We start from the raw sequence: 16,677 nt of genomic DNA, 5'->3' as shown, positions 1-16,677 counted from the left end.
CCGATGTGCCACAGGGAGGGGGCTCGCTTCAGGTCGCGGGGCTGTCGCCCTCCACGACCGCGTCCTCTGCGGCGTCCTCCGCCGCGGCGCCCTCCTGCGGCGACTCCGATCCCGTCCCCGCCGCGGTCTCGTCGTCGGCGGGGCTGTCGTTCTGCTGGTTGCCGGGTGTGCTGTTGGTCATGGTGTTCGTCCTCCTTCGGGGCCGCCTTCGCGGCAGTCTTCCCACCGAAGTGGATGCGGCGCCGAGGAGACAGGGGGTTGCGCGGCGCCGCGGCGGGCGTCCACGGTGGGTCTGTGAGCCCCGAACGCCCCGCCGTGCTGCGCAGCTGGACCGGATGGATCCGCACGGCCGATCGCGATGCGTATGCCGCCTACCTGGAGAAGACCGGAATGGACGCCTACCGGGCGACCCCCGGGAACCTCGGCGCATACGCTCTCATGCGAGACGCCGGCGACGGACGCACCGAGGTGCGGACCCTGTCCCTGTGGCGGGACCGGTCAGACATCGTCGCGTTCGCCGGCGACGACATCGGCCTCGCCGTCTTCTACCCCGACGACGATCGGTTCCTCATCGCGCGCGACGAGACGGTCGAGCATTTCGACGTCGTCTGAGGACGGCGGCCGCCGGGCGAGGTACTGCGCGTGAGCCACCTCGATCGGGCACATCACGGCACCACCACCGCCTTGCCCCCCGCCGTGCCGGCCTCCATGTCGCGGTGCGCCTGCACGATGTCGGTCATCCGGTACACCCGGCCGAGGGGAACCTTCGCGCTGCCGTCGGCTACGGCGTCGAGAAACTCCTGCAGGTCCGCTGTCGCGAGGTCGTCGGCTTCGCCGGCGTAGGCGGTCAGGCGCACGCCGTTCGGCAGCCAGTCCATCGGATAGAACTCCGGAATCGTCCACTCGTCCGAGAGCATCCCGGTGAAGCAGACGGTGCCGCCCCGGCGGACGGCCCGCAGCGTGTCGCGCAGCGCATCGACCCCCACGAGCTCCACGGCGCCGTCCACGCCGGCGGGGGCGATCGCCCTGACCTGCGCGGCGATCGAGCCGTCGTCGACGAGGACGTGGTCCACCCCGACGGCCTCCAGAAGGGTGCGCGCCTGCGGACGCCGAGAGGTCGCGAAGACCGTCATGCCCTGGAGCTTGGCGAGCACCGCGAGCGCCAGTCCCACCGACGAGGTCCCGCCTCGGATGAGGAGGCTGTCTCCACGGTGGGCGCCCACGCCCACGCGCAGGGAACCGGCGGCGGTCTGCAGCATCTCCGGCACGGCGCCGATCACCTCCCACGGCAGATCGCTGCGGAACGGGATGACCTGGGCTGCGGGAACCGTCACGAACTCCGCGTAACCGCCGTCGAACGTGCGGCCCATCCCGCCCATCATGGTCGCCGCCTGCGTGCCGGCTCGGAACTCGCCGCCGGGGGCAGCTTCGACGACCCCGACGGCCTCGATGCCGGGGATGCGGGGGAAGGACCCGCTGTAGGCGACACCGCGGCGGAAATGCAGCTCCGAGCGGTTCAGGCCGAACGCTCGCACGCGGATGAGCACCTCACCGGCAGCCGGTTCGGCGATCGGCACGCGGCGCACCCGCAGAACGTCCGGGGCGCCGGGCCCGTCGACCACGACGGCGCGCATCGTGGCCGTCATGCCGGCTGTCCTGCCCCGAGAACGGAGTCGAGCCGCACCGACAGCCGACCGATCGCCGCCCCCGCGGCGTCGACATCGTCGGCGTCGAGCGCCGCCGCGAGGAAATCGGCGACGACGGTGCGCGCGCCGCGCAGCGCGGCCGAACCGTTGGTGGTGAGGCTCACGAGCGACGACCGTCGATCGTCGGGGTTCGGCCGGCGAGCGACAAGGCCGTCGCGCTCGAGCCGATCGGTCAGTTTGCTCGCGGCGCCCACCGTGATGCCGATGGCCGCGGCGATGTCGTACACGCGAGCGGTGCGGTCCGATCGATCGACGATCTCCAGGGTCTGCAGCTGTGCGAGGCTGAGGCCGCCGCTGCCGCGAAGCCGCGCCTCGAGGGCGTTCCAGAGGGTGACTTCGTAACGGACCAGAGCGAGGAAGAAATCCATGACGAAGAAAACCAGCTTCCACGGAACTATATTCCGTGGAAGCTGGTTTTCTGGGGGTCAGTCGTCGATCGCGATGACGGTGAAGCTCTCGTCGACCGAGATGTCGACGGTCCGCCCCGTGCCGGAGGCGATGCTGACCTCGTAAGCGGCGGCGTCGTCATCGGCATCGATCTCGACGATGCGGCCGTCGACCTCTGCCTGGGCCGCGGTCACGAGCGAGCGGAGCGTCGCGTCGTCGAGCGCACGCGTCGGGGTCCGGTCGTCCGCCGCCGTGGACACCACCGTGGCCGTGCCGTCGGAGTCCACACGCACTTCCGATTCGGTGCCGTCTGCGCCGCGGAGCTTCACCTCCCACCCCCCGGCGTCCTCGGCGTCGATGGAGACCGCGTCGCCGGGGGCGGCCGCGGATGCCGCGGCGACGGCGTCGACGAGCTGGTCGGCGGAGGTGGCCCCGCGATCGGACCGGGAATCACCGGGGGAGACGGACGGCGTCGAGGCGGCCAGGTCGTCGTCGAGCTCGGTCCGGCTCGACGTGCGATCGTCGTCGTTGTCGTCGGCGATCGCCGCACCGATGGCGATGCCGCCGCCGGCCAGCACGGCCGCGGCGAGCACCGAGCCTCCCGCGATCAGCAGTGCGCGGGCCCGGGAGCGCTTGACGGGCTCGTGCGTCCCGGGTTCGGGGGAGCGGTCGAGAGGGAGCGTCGGGTCTTGGGGAGTCGCAGGTGTTTCACTCATGTCCCCGAGGATGCCCCGCGGATGCTGAAGCGACCCTGAAGCATCCTGAAGGACCGTTCAGGACGCGGCGGGAAGCTGCACCGTGAACCGCGCCCCGCCCAGCGGCGAGTCGGACACCGCGACCGAGCCTCCCGACGCGTTCGCGATCGCTCGGACGATCGCCAGGCCCAAGCCGCTTCCCCCGGCGTCGCGCGCGCGGGCCTCGTCGAGGCGGACGAAGCGCTCGAAGACACGCTCGCGATCGCGCTCCGCGATGCCGGTGCCGTCATCGTCGACCATGAGGTAGGCGCGACCGCCGTCGGCGCGGGTCGACAGCGCCACCCGCGACCGAGCGTGGCGGGCAGCGTTGTCGGCGAGGTTCCGCACGAGCTGGGCGAAGAGCCGCGCGTCGCCGGCGACGCGCGCCGCGGAGATGCCGGCGGCGTCCACCGCGCCACCCGCCGCGCGCAGGCGAGCGGCCTCGGCCAGGGCGAGGTCGTCCAGGTCGACCGGCTCCGCGGGGGATCGTGCGCCCTCGTCGAGGCGCGCGAGCAGCAGTAGCGAGTCGACGAGTCCTTGCATCCGGAGGCCCTCGTCGTGGACCACCTCGGCCAGATCGCCCACCGACGTCACCTCGGGATGCGCCTGGGCGAGCTCGGCGTGCTGTCGGATCGTGGCAAGCGGCGAGCGGAGCTCGTGGGATGCGTCGGAGACGAACTGTCGCTGCGCGGCGGCGGCATCATCGAGACGCGTCAGCATCCGGTTCATGGTGGTCGCCAGGGCGGCTATCTCATCCCGTGAGCCCGGAACCGCGACCCGGCGATCGAGGCGGTCGGCGGTGATGTCGTCCACCTCCGTGCGGATGCGGGCGACCGGGGCGAGCGCGCGACCGACCACCCACCAGGTGAGCCCGGCGACGACGGCGACCACGAGGGGCACCGAGACGGCGAGGAGCGCGGCGACCGTCGACAGCGTCTCGGCATCGTCATCGAGCGCGATCCCAAGGAGCAGGTCGCGTCCACCGCCCACGCTCTCCCGGACGATGAGCACGGAGTCGCCGTCGTGATCGACCACCGATCCGGAGGGGACGTCGGGGAGGGGCTCTTTACCCGCCTCCTCCGACGCGGTGAGCACCGCGCCGTCATCGACGATCTGGGCGAGGTCGTCCTCGAGGGCGGTGACCGCGCCGGGACCGGACGCCTCGACGCGCGCGGCGAGTTCCTCGACTCGCGTCTCCGCCGATCGCGCCGCGGCGTCCCGGATGCTGCCGGCCAGCACGGCGTAGAAAACGAGCGCTCCGCCCACGAGGACGACGGCGACGATGACCGCGGACAGGAGCGTGATCCGGGTGCGCAGCGATCGCATCCGCGCCTCAGCCACCGTCGGCCGCCAGACGGTACCCCGCTCCGCGCACCGTCTCGAGCGATTCCCGGCCGAAGGGGCGATCGATCTTGCGGCGCAGGTGCCCGATGTACACCTCGATGATGTTGGGGTCGCCCTCGAAATCGTCGTCCCAGACCCCGGCGAGCAGGTCGCGCTTGGACAGCACCTGCCCGCGGTGACGCAGGAGATGTTCCAGGACGCTGAACTCGCGTGAGGTCAGCGGGATGGGCGTGTCGCCGCGGGACACGCGGCGGGCGCCGGTGTCGAGGCTGAGATCGCCGGCGGTCAGCACGACGGGGCGTTCGACGCCGCCGCGTCGGATAAGAGCGCGCAGGCGCGCGACCAGCACGGCGAAGGAGAACGGCTTCGTCACGTAGTCGTCCGCACCGCTTTCGAGCGCTTCGACCTGGTCCCATTCGCCGTCCTTGGCCGTGAGCATGAGCACCGGGGTCCAGTTCTCCTCCGCTCGAAGCGCCTCGCACACTTTCCATCCGCTCATCCCGGGCATCATCAGGTCGAGCACGATCGCGTCGTAGCGGGTTCCGCGAGCGCGCCACAGTCCGTCGACGCCGTTGTGGGCGACGTCGACGGCGAAGCCCTCCGCCTCCAGCCCCCGTCGGACACCGTCGGCGAGGCGCACCTCGTCGTCCACCACGAGAATCCTCATCGCGACCAGTCTGGCGTGCGGATGCTGAAGCGTGCCTGAAGCGGGCTCTCCCCGTCGCGACGAGCGCGGCCGCAGGAGACCGTGGGCGGCTGAGGTGAGACGGCGGCGAGGCCTCGACCGCTTCGCCGCCGCCTCGGTCTAGAGGATGGGCTTTCCGCCGGTCACCGCGATGCGGGCGCCCGAGACGTAGCTTGCCTCGTCGGAGGCGAGCATGACGTACACCGGAGCGAGTTCGGCGGGCTGCCCAGGGCGACCCAGCGGAGTCTGCTCACCGAACGACGCCACCGCGTCGGGCGGCATGGTCGCGGGGATGAGCGGCGTCCAGATCGGGCCCGGCGCCACGCTGTTGGCGCGGATGCCGCGCTCGCCGAGCATCTGCGCCAGCGACGCCGTGATGCTCGCCATCGCGGATTTGGTCGCGGCGTAGGGGAGCAGGTTCGGCGACGGCTGGTCGGACTGCACCGACGAGGTCGCGATGATCGAGGCGCCGGGCTTCAGGTGCGGCAGCGCCGCCTTCACCAGATGGAAATACGCGCTGACGTTCACCGCCCACGTGTAATCCCACTCCTCGTCCGGGATCTCTTCGAGGCTCGGTCGGTCCATCTGGAACGCGGCGTTGCTCACGAGGATGTCGAGGCCGCCGAGCTCGGTGACCGTCCGCTCGATGAGGGAGCGGCAATGCGCGGGGTCGGAGATGTCTCCGGGGAACAGCACGACGCGTCGTCCGGCGTCTTCGACGAAGCGTCGAGCCTCCTCCGCATCCTCGTGCTCGCTGAGGTAGCTGATCGCCACATCGGCACCCTCCCGCGCGTAGGCGAGGGCGACGGCCTTGCCGATCCCGCTGTCGCCGCCGGTGATGAGTGCGACCTTGCCTTCGAGACGCCCGGAGCCGCGGTAGGTGTCCTGGCCGTAGTCGGGCCTCGGCTCCATCACGAAGTCGCTGCCGGGAACTGTCTGCTGCTGAGCGGGCTGGGCCATTTCGCGCCTCCTGGGGATGTCTGGACCATCGATGCGACCGCATCCAGCGGCAATCTTCATTGGGGTTGACAGCCGTGGATCGACTCGGCATGACGAGAGCCCTGTCAAGGGGGCGGTGGCCGGGGGGAGCATCGCGTTGCATGGAACGGACGAAAGGAACCTCATGAGCGATACGACCCGCGACGGAATCGACGACGCCGGCGACCCGGGAATCCAGCCGCTGCGCGACGGAGACACGTCGGTGGAGGCCGACCCTGCCGACGACCCGGCCCAGGCCGAGTGGGACCGGACGACCGCCCTCGACGAGGGAGCGTCGCTCGACGATTTCGACCCCGCGACGGCGACCGGGGCCGACCCCGACGAGATTCCGAGTCCCGACGATGAGGTGCCGGCTGAGGACCTCCCCGCCGATTGGCAGCAGCCGGAGACGCAGGGACAGGATCCGGAGATCGCCGAGCTCGGCGACGACGGCGAAGGCGACCTCGCTCCCGAGGACTACTGAGCCGGATGAGCGGCCGGCCGAGCAAGCGCCATGTGCGCCTCGGCCGGCCCTCCGCATCCGGGCGCGCCTCACGGTTAGCATCGACGGATGCGCACCGTCCTCGTCACCGGCACCCGCCCCGACGGGATCGCCCGGGGCATCGCCTCGCGCCTGAGGGTGGACGGATGGCATGTCGTCACGAGCGACCTCGACGGCGGCGACGCCCCGTGCGACCTCGCTGACGCGGAAGCGGCGGGCACGCTCGTCGATCGCGTCGCCGCCGAACACGGGCCGCTGTGCGGGCTCGTCCTCAGTCACGCCCACGACGTCGAATCGGGAATCCTCGACACCTCCGTCGCCGAGTTCGATCGGCACCTCGCGGTGAACGCGCGCGCCAGCCTGCTGCTCATCGCCGCGTTCGCGCGGCAGAGCCCGGGTGACGGCGGCGCGATCGTGGCGCTCACGAGCGATCACACCACGGGCAACCTGCCCTACGGCGCCTCGAAGGGCGCGCTGGACCGCATCGTCATCTCGGCTGCGCGCGAGTTCGGACCGCGCGGGATCTCCGCGAACGTCGTCAATCCGGGCCCCATCGACACGGGGTGGATGGACGCGGACATCCGCGATTCTCTGACTGCGGCGCAGCCTCTGGGACGCCTCGGGCGCCCCTCGGACGTCGCCGGTGTCGTGGCGTTCCTGCTCTCCGACGAGGGCCGATGGGTGTCCGGGCAGCTGCTCCACGCGGACGGCGGCTTCTCCGCCCGGTACTGAGGCGCGGGAAGTAGCCTCGGGGGATGACGCACCGCCTCACGCTCGAGCAGGCGCGGCGCATCGCCGTGCGAGCGCAACTGCTGGACGCCGACAGGCCCGGCGACGTCGTGGAGGTCGCCGAGCAGCTGGGAGCCGTGAAGATAGACCCGACGGCGACGATCGCGCCGTGCGAGCACACGGTCTTGTGGTCTCGCATGGGATGGTCCTACGAGCCGGGTCAGCTCACCAGATCGACGGAGGGGGATCGGCTGCTCTTCGAGTTCGCAGGAGCCTTCCGTCCGATGAGCCTGCTGCCGCTTCTGCGTCCGGAGATGCGGCGTTGGCCGGAACGCGAGAGCAGCCGACAATGGCTCGAAGCCAATGCGCGCTTCCGGGCTGACGTCCTCGCGCGTCTGCGCGCCGAGGGGCCGCTCCTCGCCCGTCAGATCCCCGACACCGCGGACATCCGCCGCCCGCCCGACGGGTGGTCGGGCGCGAACCAGGTCGTGCACCTGCTGGAGTTCCTTCAGCTGCAGGGGATCGTCGCCGTCGCGGGCCGCGACGGGCGCCACCGACGGTGGGACCTCGCAGAGCGGGTGTATCCGCAGGATCTGCCGGAGTACCCACCGGAGGAGGCGGCCGCTCTCCTCGACGAACGTCGCCTCTCGGCCGCGGGGATCGCGCGACAGAAGTCGCCCTGGACGCCCGTGGGCTCCGCGGGGGAACCCGCCGTCGTCGAAGGATCTCGCGCGAAGTGGCGGGTCGACCCCGCCGCTCTCGCGGCCCTCGACGACGACCCGGGGGGACGGGTCGCGCTGCTCAACCCGTATGACGGGATGCTCTTCGACAGGCCGCGGCTCAAAGAGATCTTCGGCTTCGAGTACGTGCTGGAGCAGTTCAAACCCAAGGCTCAGCGGCGATTCGGCTACTTCGCGCATCCGATCCTCGTGGGCGATCGCTTTCTCGGCCTGCTCGAGGCCGAGTTCGACCGCGAGCATGAGGTTCTCCGAGTGGCCGCCGTCCACGAGATCGCGCCGTGGGAGGGGGAAGAGCGCGACATGGTCGCCGTCGAGATCGACGAACTGGCCGACTGGCTGGGCGTCCCGGTGTCATACGGCTCTTAGCGTTCGGCGTCGGTGTATTCGCCCTCCGAGCCGTCGTCGTTTCGAGAAGCGCTGCCGTCCGCCTCCTCGACGTCGGTGTACTCGCCGTCCTCCCGGGCATCCCCGGCGGGCGTCTGCGGATCGGAATCGGTGTACTCGCCGCCTTCGCGAGCGTCGTGCGGGCGTTCGTCCATGATCGCCTCCTTCTGTGTCCTCGACGTTAGGTCGCGTCGCTGTCGTCGACAGGGCTCTTGACAGCAGCGCGCTGCGCACTCAGAGGTACGGAGCGAGGACTCCGGCGGTGAGCAGGAGCGCCCCGGCGGCACCGCCGGCGAGCGCGGCGACCGCCCGTCGAGCGCGCTGCATCCGACGGCGCCGGCGGTCGTTTCCCGGCGAGGTGGTGGTCGACAGCGATGATCGCGCGTGGGCGAGCGTGCCGTAGCGGCCGATGGGGCTCGAGAACTCGTCGAAGGCGACGAACGACCCGTCCGGCGTCGTCTCGACGAACCCGGCGAACGCGTCGCCGCGGTACGCGACGTGGAAACCGCGTTCGACCTCGCTCCACCGGAGCGCCTTCGGTGCCGAAGATCGGGCAAGCGCTGTGGACATCACGCTGCCCTCAGCGCGGCCGGTTCGGCCCGCGGCTCGCCCTCGTCGGACAGGTCGACGGACAGTCCGCGCGAGGAGTTCGCCGCGTTGGCCAGCTCTCGGAGGAGCTCCTGATCGAGGATCTCGGGGTCGGGGGAGGCGAAGACGAAACGCAGCGGGATGGCCGGCTGGATCCAGATCGTCGTTCGCCCGCCCTCACTCTCGAGGTGCCGCCACGACAGGGTGAAGCTCTCGCTGCGGCGCAGCTTCGTCGCCACGACGACCTTGATGTGCGCCAGCAGGCGATCCGGCATCGAGATCGGCTCGCTGCTGTTGCCGTAGTAGAGGTATCCCATGACCCGTCCCATCTCTCGAGAGCGTGCTTGCTCGGCTCGCACGTTACTAGTTAGACTAGCTATCAGTCAAACAAGAAGTCAAAGGGACGCACATGGGAAAGAGCGGCCGCACAGACGCCTACTGGTATCCGACCAACGGCGATGTGGAGCGTGGACGGAGGATGCTGCACGCCTTGCGCATGTACCACGCGGCCGAGATGGCGATGCGCCGCCGGACACGTGACGCGATGGGCATGGGGGACAACGAGCTTCTCGCCCTGCGGCATGTCCTGCGCGCATACAATCGCGGGGAATCGATCACTCCCACGGATGTCGCGCGCTATCTCGGGATATCGACGGCGTCCACGACGACGCTGCTGGACCGACTCGAGCGGTCCGGGCATCTCACCCGAGGCCGCCATGCGTCGGACCGCCGCAGCATCACTCTCCGTCCGACCGCGGCCGCCGAGCAAGAGGTCCGCGACACGCTCGGCAGCATGCACGAACGCATGATGGCTGCCACCGCCGGTGTGAGCGAGACAGAGGCCGAAGCGATCGTCTCCTTCCTGGAGCGCGTCGCAGCGGCGGTGGATGAAGTGACCGCACCGGCGGAGTCGGCTCCGCCGCTGTCGGCCACGGGCTGACTCATCCCGTCGGCGCCTCGGGGTCGAGCGCGCGCAGCATGTCCTCTTCAGCCTCGTTGTCGGCCTGGAGGTTCGCCTCGGTCATCTCGTCGCCGCCGGTGGGGGCGTCCTGGGTCGGGGGGACGTCGCCGTCGTCGGGCTGGTCCGGAGCCGGTGTGGAGTCGGTCATGGTGTCCTTCTTCCTTCCGCTCGTCGCGACGCTACCGCCGCCGCGCCCACATCACCGGCGGGCTTGTGAGCGCCGCCGCGCCGGTGTACGCACCGCGACGATGCCCGGCGCATCGGTAGGCTGCTGACGTTCGGAGACTCGCGGGGAGTGATGTGACGACTGCGCAAGATGTGACGCGTCTCGAGGCGATCGCCGAATACCGGCTCATTGAGGAGCCACCGACCGTCGACCTGCAAGGTCTCGTGCAGCTCGCCGCCACCGTGTGCGGCGTGTCCACGGCGGTCATCAACATCATCGACGATCGGTTCCAGCACCAGATCGCGGCGGTCGGCCTCGAGCCGGCGGTGTGCTCGCGCGAGGACTCGATGTGCGCACGGGTCTTCCAGAAGCCCGGGCACGTCGTGGTGCGAGACGCTCGCGAGGACGCTCGATTCTCCGGCAATCCGTTCGTCACCGGCGTCATCGCCCACGTGCGCTTCTACGCGTCGAGCCCCCTCATCACGCCGACGGGCGTTCCGATCGGCACCCTGTGCGTGTTCGACGAGCAACCGGGTGAGCTTACCGCCGACAAGAGCGCGGGATTGCAGCTCCTGGCCGGCCAGGTCGTCGACGTGCTCGAGCTGCGCCGGATCAGCCGCGAACTCGGCGAGGCCAACAGCCAACTCGAGCATTTCGCCGGCCAGGTCAGTCATGATCTGCGCAACCCGTTGACCGCGCTCGCCGGCTTCATCGAGCTCGCCGCCGACAGCCCGGAACTGGCGAACGCGCCGCGGGCCGCTTACGCCCTCGCCCGCGCCGAGTCGGCCGCCTCGCGGATGGCGCGGATGATCAGCGACCTGCTCGACTACGCCCGCATCGGCGGCGCGGCTGTGCGCACCGAGGAGATCGAGGTGGCGAGGGTGGTGGAGGCCGTCCGCGAAGACCTCGATGCGGCCCTACAGCAGACCGGCGCGGCGGTGACGGTGCACGGGGCGGCCCGCGTGGAGGCCGACGAGACGCTCCTGCGCGTCCTCCTGCAGAATCTCATCGCCAACGCGATCAAGTTCACCGACGCCTCAGGCAGGCGTCCCGACGTGCGTGTGCGTACGGACGAGTTGTTCGGCGGGTGGCGTCTCACGGTCGAGGACAACGGCCCCGGCATCCCGCCCGCGCAGCGCGAGCGCGTGTTCGAGCTCATGGAACGTGCGGCGGATGCGGATGTCCCGGGGCTCGGGATCGGCCTGTCCACGTGCCGTCGGATCGCGGAGGCGCACGGCGGCCGTATCGGCATCGAGACGTCGACGCTCGGGGGAACGGGCGTGTGGGTCGTGCTGCCGCGACCCGACGCGGACTGAGCCTCCTCGGAGCCGCTGTCAAGCCCTCGTGCCGACCTCCGCCGCCGCGGCAGGGTGGAGACCATGGCCGGACTCGCAGTAATCCTCCTGATCGTCGGTGTCGTCCTGCTCCTTCTCGGGATCTTCGTCGAAGCGGTGAAGTTCCTGCTGTGGGTGGGCGCCATCATCCTCGTCCTCGCGATCATCGCGTGGCTCATCCGGGTGATCCGCCGCCAGACCTGAGAGCTGCCGCACGCGGTGTGGCAGCATCGGAAGGGTGAACCCGACCGTTGCCGACCAGCTCGGTGAACGCGATCGGCGGCTCCGCGACCTCGCGGTGCTCCGCCGCGTCCGCGACCGCATCGACCGGGAGTACGCGTCGCCCCTGAATGTGGAAGAACTCGCTCTGGGCGTGCACCTGTCGGCGGGCCACCTGAGCCGGGAGTTCCGCGCGGCGTTCGGGGAGTCGCCCTACGCCTATCTCATGACGCGGCGGATCGAGCGCGCCATGGCCCTGCTGCGACGCGGCGACCTGACGGTCACCGAGGTCTGCTTCGCCGTGGGATGCCAGTCGCTCGGCACCTTCAGCACGCGGTTCCGCGAGCTGGTCGGCGTGTCCCCGCGGGTCTATCGGGACCGAGCGGCGGAAGCGACCGCCGGGATGCCGGCGTGCACCGCCAAGCAGGTCACGCGGCCGGTCAGGAATCGAGAAGCGGCGGTGGGCGTGGCGTCCTAACGTGTGAGCCATGGACATCACGATTCACACCTCCTTCCTTCCGCACCTCGACCCGGAGAGCTCGCTGGCGTTCTACCGCGACGTGCTGGGATTCGAAGTCCGCGGTGACGTCGGGTACGAGGGGATGCGGTGGATCACCGTCGGACCGGCCGGCCAGCCCGACACCGGCATCGTGCTGCATCCGCCAACGGCGAGCCCGGGGCTCACCGACGAGGAACAGCGCGTGCTGGGCGAGCTCGTCGCGAAGGGAAGCTACTTCGGCGTGAACCTCGCGACGCGAGACGTGGACGAGGCGTTCGCGACTGTCGAGGCCACCGGGGCGGAGGTCGTGCAGGAGCCGACCGACCAGCCCTACGGTGTGCGCGACTGCGCGTTCCGCGACCCGGCGGGAAACCTCATCCGGATGCAGCAGGTCGGCTGACGCGGCGCTGTCATCGAGCCGCCGGCTCCACGACTCCGCCCGATCCCTCTTCGGGAGCGTCGGCGATCACATCGGTGGGGGCCGCCATCGTCGCGAGTGCCTCGGTCACCCGCTCGGCCAGATAGGCGTGACCGTTCGTCGAGGGGTGATCGCGGCCGATGTCGCTCGTGTCGATAACGTCGAGGTAGTTCTCCTCGGTGATCCACCGATCGGCCAGGGGCGAGATGTACCACCATCCGCGTTCCGCGGCCAGGGCTGCCAGGTCGGCGTCGATCCGCGCCGTCGCGGGCTCGACGGGGAGGACCTGGGGGGCTGGCCCCAGCACGACGATCGTCGCGTCGGGGTAGAGCGCCGTGAGCGCGTCCCACGCCGCGCTCACGGCACCGCGATACCCCGAGGCGGGCAGGCGCCGGTCGTTGATGGAACCCTCGATGATCACGAGGTCGGGTCGCAGCGACGGATCGAGAGCGGCGATCCGCTCCCCGAACGATCCGCCGTCCAGGCCCGGCTTGAGGTATCCGCTGCCCCGCACACCGTCGACGATCGTCTCCCAGCCCGCGTCGCGACCGAGGAGGTAGGCGTATCCGAGGGTGGGATCAGTGGCGGCCGATCCGTAGGTCCACGAGTCGCCGAAGACCAGCACGCGCGGGCGCTCGGGGAGGGCGAGCGCGGCCGGCGCGACGACCACGGCATCGCCGCCGGCCGCAGCCGACACCGGCGCGGGGGCCGGGGACCAGGGCCGCCATCCGGCCATAGCGCACACCGCGACGACCGCCAGCGCGAGCACCGCGAAGGGCCAGAACGGGCGGCGCGGTCGGGAGCGCGCGGACGACGTCACGCGCAGAGCATAAGTCACCGGCGGCACGATCGGTGCATCCGTCGGAAAGCCGCCAGCGGACGCCGCATTCTCGCACCTCGAGGGAGCCCGTCCGCAGGCGGCCCGCAACGGCGGAACCGCGTGCGAGGATGCTTCGGTGTATCGCTCCGTGACCGCCGAGATCGACCTGGATCTCGCGGCATCCGTCGACCTCGTGTTCCAGGTCGCGACGGCGCGTGATGTGCCGCTGGCGGCAGAGCAGCTGAGCTTTCTGCAGGGCGATCGTCCCTACCGGCCCGAAGAGCTCGTCGACCAATCGGGCAACCGGCTTCACCGCTTCCGGGGCGAGCCCGGGCCCCTGACGGTGCGCTATACCGCGAAGGTCTCGGGGCAGGCACCGCCGCCGTCCGCGACGGAGCTCGAGACCATCGCGTACCTCCGGCCCAGTCGCTACTGCCAGTCTGACGAGCTGTTCGCGCAGGCGCGTCGGCGGTTCCGCGGACTCTCCGGCCGGGAGCTCCTGGCGGCGGTGACGTCGTTCGTCTCCTCCAGCGTCACCTATTCGCCCGGGCTGAGCCTCGGCACCGACAGTGCCGTGACGACCCTGCAGACCGGCCAGGGCGTCTGCCGGGACTACGCCCACGCGGTGATCGCGCTGCTGCGCGCCATGGACGTCCCGGCCCGATATGCCGCCTGCTACGCACCGGGGCTGTTGCCGATGGACTTCCACGCCGTCGCGGAGGCCTACCTCGACGGCCGATGGTATGTCCTCGATGCCACCGGACTGTCGCATCCGACCTCTCTCGTGCGCATCGCGACGGGACGGGATGCCGCCGACTGCGCGTTCTTGAGCTACCACGGCGGGAACGTGCTGCTGGAGCGGATGCGGGTGGATGCCTGGACTCCGGCCGCTGACGCACCCCAGGATGGCCCGTCGACCGTCGTCTCGGATGCCCTCGTGCAGCTGCGCTGACAACGGAGACGGAGGAGCGCGAACGTAGGATGGGGAGGCTATGGATCCCGAAGCCCTCTCCGCCGCTCTGCTTGCCGTCGTGACGCCGATCGCGGAGGCGCGACGCGAGGGTTCCGCCGGAGCCCTCTCCGCCTCGGACCTTCCGCTGGAGCGCCCGAAGAACCGCGACCACGGCGACTGGGCGTCCAACGTCGCACTCCGCCTCGCGAAGACCGTCGGCGCGAATCCGCGCGAGTTCGCCGCCGAGATCGCCGAGGGACTCGCCGCCGTCGACGGCGTCGCGAGCGTCGAGGTCGCGGGGCCGGGGTTCATCAACATCCGCCTGGATGCGGCGACCGCCGGTGCTCTCGCCAAGACGATCGTCGATGCGGGCGCGGCGTTCGGGACGAACACCTCGCGCGCCGACGAGGTCATCAACCTCGAGTTCGTCTCGGCCAACCCCACCGGCCCCATCCATCTGGGCGGCACGCGGTGGGCGGCGGTCGGCGACTCGCTCGCGCGGATCCTCACCGCTCAGGGCGCGCACGTCACGCGCGAGTACTACTTCAACGATCACGGCGCGCAGATCGACCGGTTCGCCCGGAGCCTCGTCGCCGCACACGAGGGCGCGCCGACACCGGAGGACGGCTACGGCGGCGAGTACATCGGCGATATCGCCCGCCGCGTGGCGCTGGCCTATCAGGGCGACATCGACGCGCTCGACCCCGGCGCCAAACAGGAGGCGTTCCGCGCGCTTGGCGTCGGCTTCATGTTCGAGGAGATCAAGAAGTCCCTCCACGAGTTCGGCGTCGACTTCGACGTCTACTTCCACGAGAACGACCTGCACGACTCCGGCGCCGTCGAGCGCGCCGTCCAGCGCCTGCGCGACCTCGGACACATCTACGAGGCCGAGGGCGCGACATGGCTGCGCTCGAGCGAGTTCGGCGACGACAAGGACCGTGTCGTCATCAAGTCCGACGGCAACGCGGCGTACATCTCCGGCGATCTCGCGTACTACCTCGACAAGCGCGAGCGCGGATTCAACCGCTGCATCATCATGCTCGGCGCCGACCACCACGGCTACGTCCAGCGGCTCATGGCGATGTGCGCAGCGTTCGGCGATGAGCCCTACGTCAACCTGCAGGTGCTCATCGGTCAGCTCGTGAACCTCGTCAAGGACGGTCAGCCGGTGCGGATGTCCAAGCGCGCCGGCACCGTGGTGACGATGGAGGACCTCGTCGAGATCGTGGGCGTGGATGCCGCGAGGTACGCCCTCACGCGCAGCTCGGCCGACTCCAACCTCGACGTCGACCTGGACGTGCTGCAGAAGCGCACGAACGACAATCCCGTCTTCTACGTGCAGTACGCACACGCCCGCACGCACAACGTCGCCCGCAACGCCGCCGCATCCGGGGTCGACCGCTCGGAGTTCGCTCCCGAGATGCTCTCCCACGAGACCGAGTCGGCGCTCCTGGGTGCTCTGCAGGAGTTCCCCCGCGTGGTCGCCTTCGCCGCGGAGGTGCGCGAGCCCCACCGTATCGCGCGCTATCTCGAGGAGCTCTCGGGGCTGTACCACCGCTGGTACGACAATTGCCGGGTGATCCCGCTCGGCGAGCAGCCGGTCGAGCCCGTGCATCATACGCGGCTGTGGCTCAACGACGCCGCCGGGCAGGTGCTGCGCAACGGCCTCGGATTGCTGGGCGTGGGCGCACCGGAGCGGATGTAGTGAACGACGCCCGCTCGACGCTGCCCTTCGGCTTCGAGGAGTTCGCGGATGCTCCACGCCGTCGCCGGCGGGTGTGGCCGTGGGTCGTCACGCTCGCGGTCGTGCTGGCTCTGTTGCTGGGAGCGGCGGTGGGGGCGGAGGCGCTGACCCGCGGAGCGGTCGAGGGCGGCGTCCGGCAGCTCGTGAAGGCCCAGCTGGATCTGCCGGCCGACCAGCAGGTCGATGTGCACGTCCCCGGTCTCGTCCTGCCGCAGCTGGTGAGCGGCCGGCTGGGGGAGATCGAGGTGGGCGCGCCGGACGTGGCGCTCGGTCCTGTCGCCGGCGACGTCACCGTGACCCTCACGGACGTGCCGATCGCGGCGAACTCCGCGGCGGGCCCCGGCACCGCCACCGTCCGGCTCGACCAGACGCAGCTGCAATCGCTTCTGGCGACGGTCGAGGGGTTCCCGGCCGACGCCGTGGGGGTCGCCGCCCCTGACATCACCCTCTCGACCGAACTGTCGCTCTTCGGCGCGGGGATCCCCGTCGGCGTGGCACTGCAGCCGGGGGCCTCCGGCGGAAACCTCACGCTGTCCCCATCGAGCTTCACCGTCGGCGGCGCCGTCGTCGACGCCGACGCACTGCGCGCGCAGTTCGGCGGCCTGGCCGACAGCGTCCTGCGTGAGTGGAGCGTCTGCATCGCGCAGCACCTTCCCGCCGCCCTCGCCCTCACCGACGTCGCCGTCGACGGGGCACAGGTCGTCGCCCGTTTCGACATCGACGGCGCCGTGGTCGTGGATCCGGCCCTGCGCGCCACAGGCGCGTGCGGCTGACGTCGCTCGATACA

At 70.6% G+C, this 16,677-nt stretch carries 24 protein-coding genes; 12 read left to right on the top strand and 12 right to left on the bottom strand.

The window, feature by feature from the left end; translation table 11 throughout:
* Positions 1-28 precede the first annotated feature (28 nt).
* Positions 29-181 carry a hypothetical protein gene (locus ACTU3I_RS11190; protein ID WP_442925764.1) on the bottom strand — a complete coding sequence of 51 codons (153 nt, stop codon included), beginning with the start codon at positions 179-181 and terminating at the stop codon, positions 29-31.
* A gap of 113 nt (positions 182-294) precedes the next feature.
* On the opposite strand from ACTU3I_RS11190, the gene ACTU3I_RS11185 reads away from it, so the two are divergent.
* On the top strand, positions 295-612 hold the full coding sequence (locus tag ACTU3I_RS11185; protein ID WP_442925763.1) for a hypothetical protein: 318 nt from the start codon (positions 295-297) through the stop codon (positions 610-612).
* Positions 613-665: 53 nt separating this feature from the next.
* Here ACTU3I_RS11185 and ACTU3I_RS11180 read toward each other — a convergent pair whose 3' ends face one another.
* The 6 genes from ACTU3I_RS11180 to ACTU3I_RS11155 form a co-directional block, all read right to left on the bottom strand.
* The gene (locus ACTU3I_RS11180) at positions 666-1,646 is read right to left on the bottom strand and encodes a zinc-binding dehydrogenase (protein ID WP_442925762.1); all 981 of its coding nucleotides are present in this window, start codon (positions 1,644-1,646) and stop codon (positions 666-668) included.
* A complete protein-coding gene (locus ACTU3I_RS11175; protein ID WP_442925761.1) occupies positions 1,643-2,074 on the bottom strand; it encodes a MarR family transcriptional regulator in 432 nt (143 codons plus the stop codon). Before ACTU3I_RS11175 ends, ACTU3I_RS11180 begins: the two co-directional genes overlap by 4 nt.
* A gap of 57 nt (positions 2,075-2,131) precedes the next feature.
* The gene (locus ACTU3I_RS11170; RefSeq protein ID WP_442925760.1) at positions 2,132-2,809 is read right to left on the bottom strand and encodes a PepSY domain-containing protein; all 678 of its coding nucleotides are present in this window, start codon (positions 2,807-2,809) and stop codon (positions 2,132-2,134) included.
* A gap of 57 nt (positions 2,810-2,866) precedes the next feature.
* The gene (locus tag ACTU3I_RS11165; protein ID WP_442925759.1) at positions 2,867-4,168 is read right to left on the bottom strand and encodes a sensor histidine kinase; all 1,302 of its coding nucleotides are present in this window, start codon (positions 4,166-4,168) and stop codon (positions 2,867-2,869) included.
* Positions 4,161-4,838, bottom strand: coding sequence for a response regulator transcription factor (locus ACTU3I_RS11160; protein ID WP_442925758.1), 678 nt, complete (start codon positions 4,836-4,838; stop codon positions 4,161-4,163). The genes ACTU3I_RS11165 and ACTU3I_RS11160 overlap by 8 nt, the downstream gene beginning before the upstream one ends.
* 138 nt (positions 4,839-4,976) lie before the next feature.
* The gene (locus tag ACTU3I_RS11155; RefSeq protein ID WP_442925757.1) at positions 4,977-5,816 is read right to left on the bottom strand and encodes an SDR family oxidoreductase; all 840 of its coding nucleotides are present in this window, start codon (positions 5,814-5,816) and stop codon (positions 4,977-4,979) included.
* 163 nt (positions 5,817-5,979) lie between these two features.
* Here ACTU3I_RS11155 and ACTU3I_RS11150 point away from each other — a divergent pair, with 163 nt between their 5' ends.
* The 3 genes from ACTU3I_RS11150 to ACTU3I_RS11140 all read left to right on the top strand — a co-directional run bounded on the left by ACTU3I_RS11150 (position 5,980) and on the right by ACTU3I_RS11140 (position 8,171).
* On the top strand, positions 5,980-6,318 hold the full coding sequence (locus tag ACTU3I_RS11150) for a sugar ABC transporter ATPase (RefSeq protein ID WP_442925756.1): 339 nt from the start codon (positions 5,980-5,982) through the stop codon (positions 6,316-6,318).
* Positions 6,319-6,405: 87 nt separating this feature from the next.
* A complete protein-coding gene (locus ACTU3I_RS11145; protein ID WP_442925755.1) occupies positions 6,406-7,068 on the top strand; it encodes an SDR family NAD(P)-dependent oxidoreductase in 663 nt (220 codons plus the stop codon).
* Between the two features lie 23 nt (positions 7,069-7,091).
* Positions 7,092-8,171 carry a DNA glycosylase AlkZ-like family protein gene (locus ACTU3I_RS11140; protein WP_442925754.1) on the top strand — a complete coding sequence of 360 codons (1,080 nt, stop codon included), beginning with the start codon at positions 7,092-7,094 and terminating at the stop codon, positions 8,169-8,171.
* On the opposite strand, the gene ACTU3I_RS11135 is transcribed toward ACTU3I_RS11140, so the two are convergent.
* From ACTU3I_RS11135 to ACTU3I_RS11125, 3 genes are all read right to left on the bottom strand, one after another.
* Positions 8,168-8,344, bottom strand: a complete 177-nt coding sequence (locus ACTU3I_RS11135; protein ID WP_442925753.1) for a hypothetical protein — start codon at positions 8,342-8,344, stop codon at positions 8,168-8,170. The genes ACTU3I_RS11140 and ACTU3I_RS11135 overlap by 4 nt on opposite strands.
* 79 nt (positions 8,345-8,423) lie before the next feature.
* A complete protein-coding gene (locus ACTU3I_RS11130) occupies positions 8,424-8,759 on the bottom strand; it encodes a hypothetical protein (protein ID WP_442925752.1) in 336 nt (111 codons plus the stop codon).
* Positions 8,759-9,094 (bottom strand): DUF7882 family protein, encoded by a 336-nt coding sequence (locus ACTU3I_RS11125; protein WP_442925751.1) that lies wholly within the window; start codon positions 9,092-9,094, stop codon positions 8,759-8,761. The genes ACTU3I_RS11130 and ACTU3I_RS11125 overlap by 1 nt, the downstream gene beginning before the upstream one ends.
* Before the next feature lie 92 nt (positions 9,095-9,186).
* Between ACTU3I_RS11125 and ACTU3I_RS11120 the strand changes: the two genes are divergently transcribed.
* Positions 9,187-9,717 (top strand): MarR family winged helix-turn-helix transcriptional regulator, encoded by a 531-nt coding sequence (locus ACTU3I_RS11120; RefSeq protein ID WP_442925750.1) that lies wholly within the window; start codon positions 9,187-9,189, stop codon positions 9,715-9,717.
* 1 nt (position 9,718) lies between these two features.
* On the opposite strand, the gene ACTU3I_RS11115 is transcribed toward ACTU3I_RS11120, so the two are convergent.
* Positions 9,719-9,886 carry a hypothetical protein gene (locus ACTU3I_RS11115; protein ID WP_442925749.1) on the bottom strand — a complete coding sequence of 56 codons (168 nt, stop codon included), beginning with the start codon at positions 9,884-9,886 and terminating at the stop codon, positions 9,719-9,721.
* A gap of 152 nt (positions 9,887-10,038) precedes the next feature.
* On the opposite strand from ACTU3I_RS11115, the gene ACTU3I_RS11110 reads away from it, so the two are divergent.
* The 4 genes from ACTU3I_RS11110 to ACTU3I_RS11095 all read left to right on the top strand — a co-directional run bounded on the left by ACTU3I_RS11110 (position 10,039) and on the right by ACTU3I_RS11095 (position 12,356).
* Complete coding sequence (locus tag ACTU3I_RS11110; protein ID WP_442925748.1) at positions 10,039-11,220, top strand: sensor histidine kinase; 1,182 nt, start codon at positions 10,039-10,041, stop codon at positions 11,218-11,220.
* 63 nt (positions 11,221-11,283) lie between these two features.
* Positions 11,284-11,442, top strand: a complete 159-nt coding sequence (locus tag ACTU3I_RS11105) for a hypothetical protein (RefSeq protein ID WP_442925747.1) — start codon at positions 11,284-11,286, stop codon at positions 11,440-11,442.
* Between the two features lie 34 nt (positions 11,443-11,476).
* Entirely contained in the window at positions 11,477-11,935 is a 459-nt protein-coding gene (locus tag ACTU3I_RS11100; RefSeq protein ID WP_442925746.1) for a helix-turn-helix transcriptional regulator, read from the top strand.
* Between the two features lie 10 nt (positions 11,936-11,945).
* Complete coding sequence (locus ACTU3I_RS11095; protein WP_442925745.1) at positions 11,946-12,356, top strand: VOC family protein; 411 nt, start codon at positions 11,946-11,948, stop codon at positions 12,354-12,356.
* A gap of 10 nt (positions 12,357-12,366) precedes the next feature.
* Here ACTU3I_RS11095 and ACTU3I_RS11090 read toward each other — a convergent pair whose 3' ends face one another.
* Positions 12,367-13,194, bottom strand: a complete 828-nt coding sequence (locus tag ACTU3I_RS11090) for an SGNH/GDSL hydrolase family protein (protein WP_442925744.1) — start codon at positions 13,192-13,194, stop codon at positions 12,367-12,369.
* Positions 13,195-13,330: 136 nt separating this feature from the next.
* Between ACTU3I_RS11090 and ACTU3I_RS11085 the strand changes: the two genes are divergently transcribed.
* The 3 genes from ACTU3I_RS11085 to ACTU3I_RS11075 are packed head-to-tail and all read left to right on the top strand — an operon-like array spanning position 13,331 to position 16,663.
* Positions 13,331-14,146: a transglutaminase-like domain-containing protein gene (locus ACTU3I_RS11085; protein ID WP_442925743.1), complete on the top strand. Its 816-nt coding sequence runs from the start codon at positions 13,331-13,333 to the stop codon at positions 14,144-14,146.
* Between the two features lie 40 nt (positions 14,147-14,186).
* Positions 14,187-15,851 (top strand): arginine--tRNA ligase, encoded by a 1,665-nt coding sequence (gene argS / locus ACTU3I_RS11080; protein ID WP_442925742.1) that lies wholly within the window; start codon positions 14,187-14,189, stop codon positions 15,849-15,851.
* A complete protein-coding gene (locus ACTU3I_RS11075; RefSeq protein ID WP_442925741.1) occupies positions 15,851-16,663 on the top strand; it encodes an LmeA family phospholipid-binding protein in 813 nt (270 codons plus the stop codon). The genes argS and ACTU3I_RS11075 overlap by 1 nt, the downstream gene beginning before the upstream one ends.
* Positions 16,664-16,677: the final 14 nt, after the last annotated feature.

The organism is Microbacterium sp. RD1 (assembly GCF_052220165.1).
GTDB lineage: Bacteria > Actinomycetota > Actinomycetes > Actinomycetales > Microbacteriaceae > Microbacterium.
This window is presented reverse-complemented; position numbering and strand designations above follow the sequence as displayed.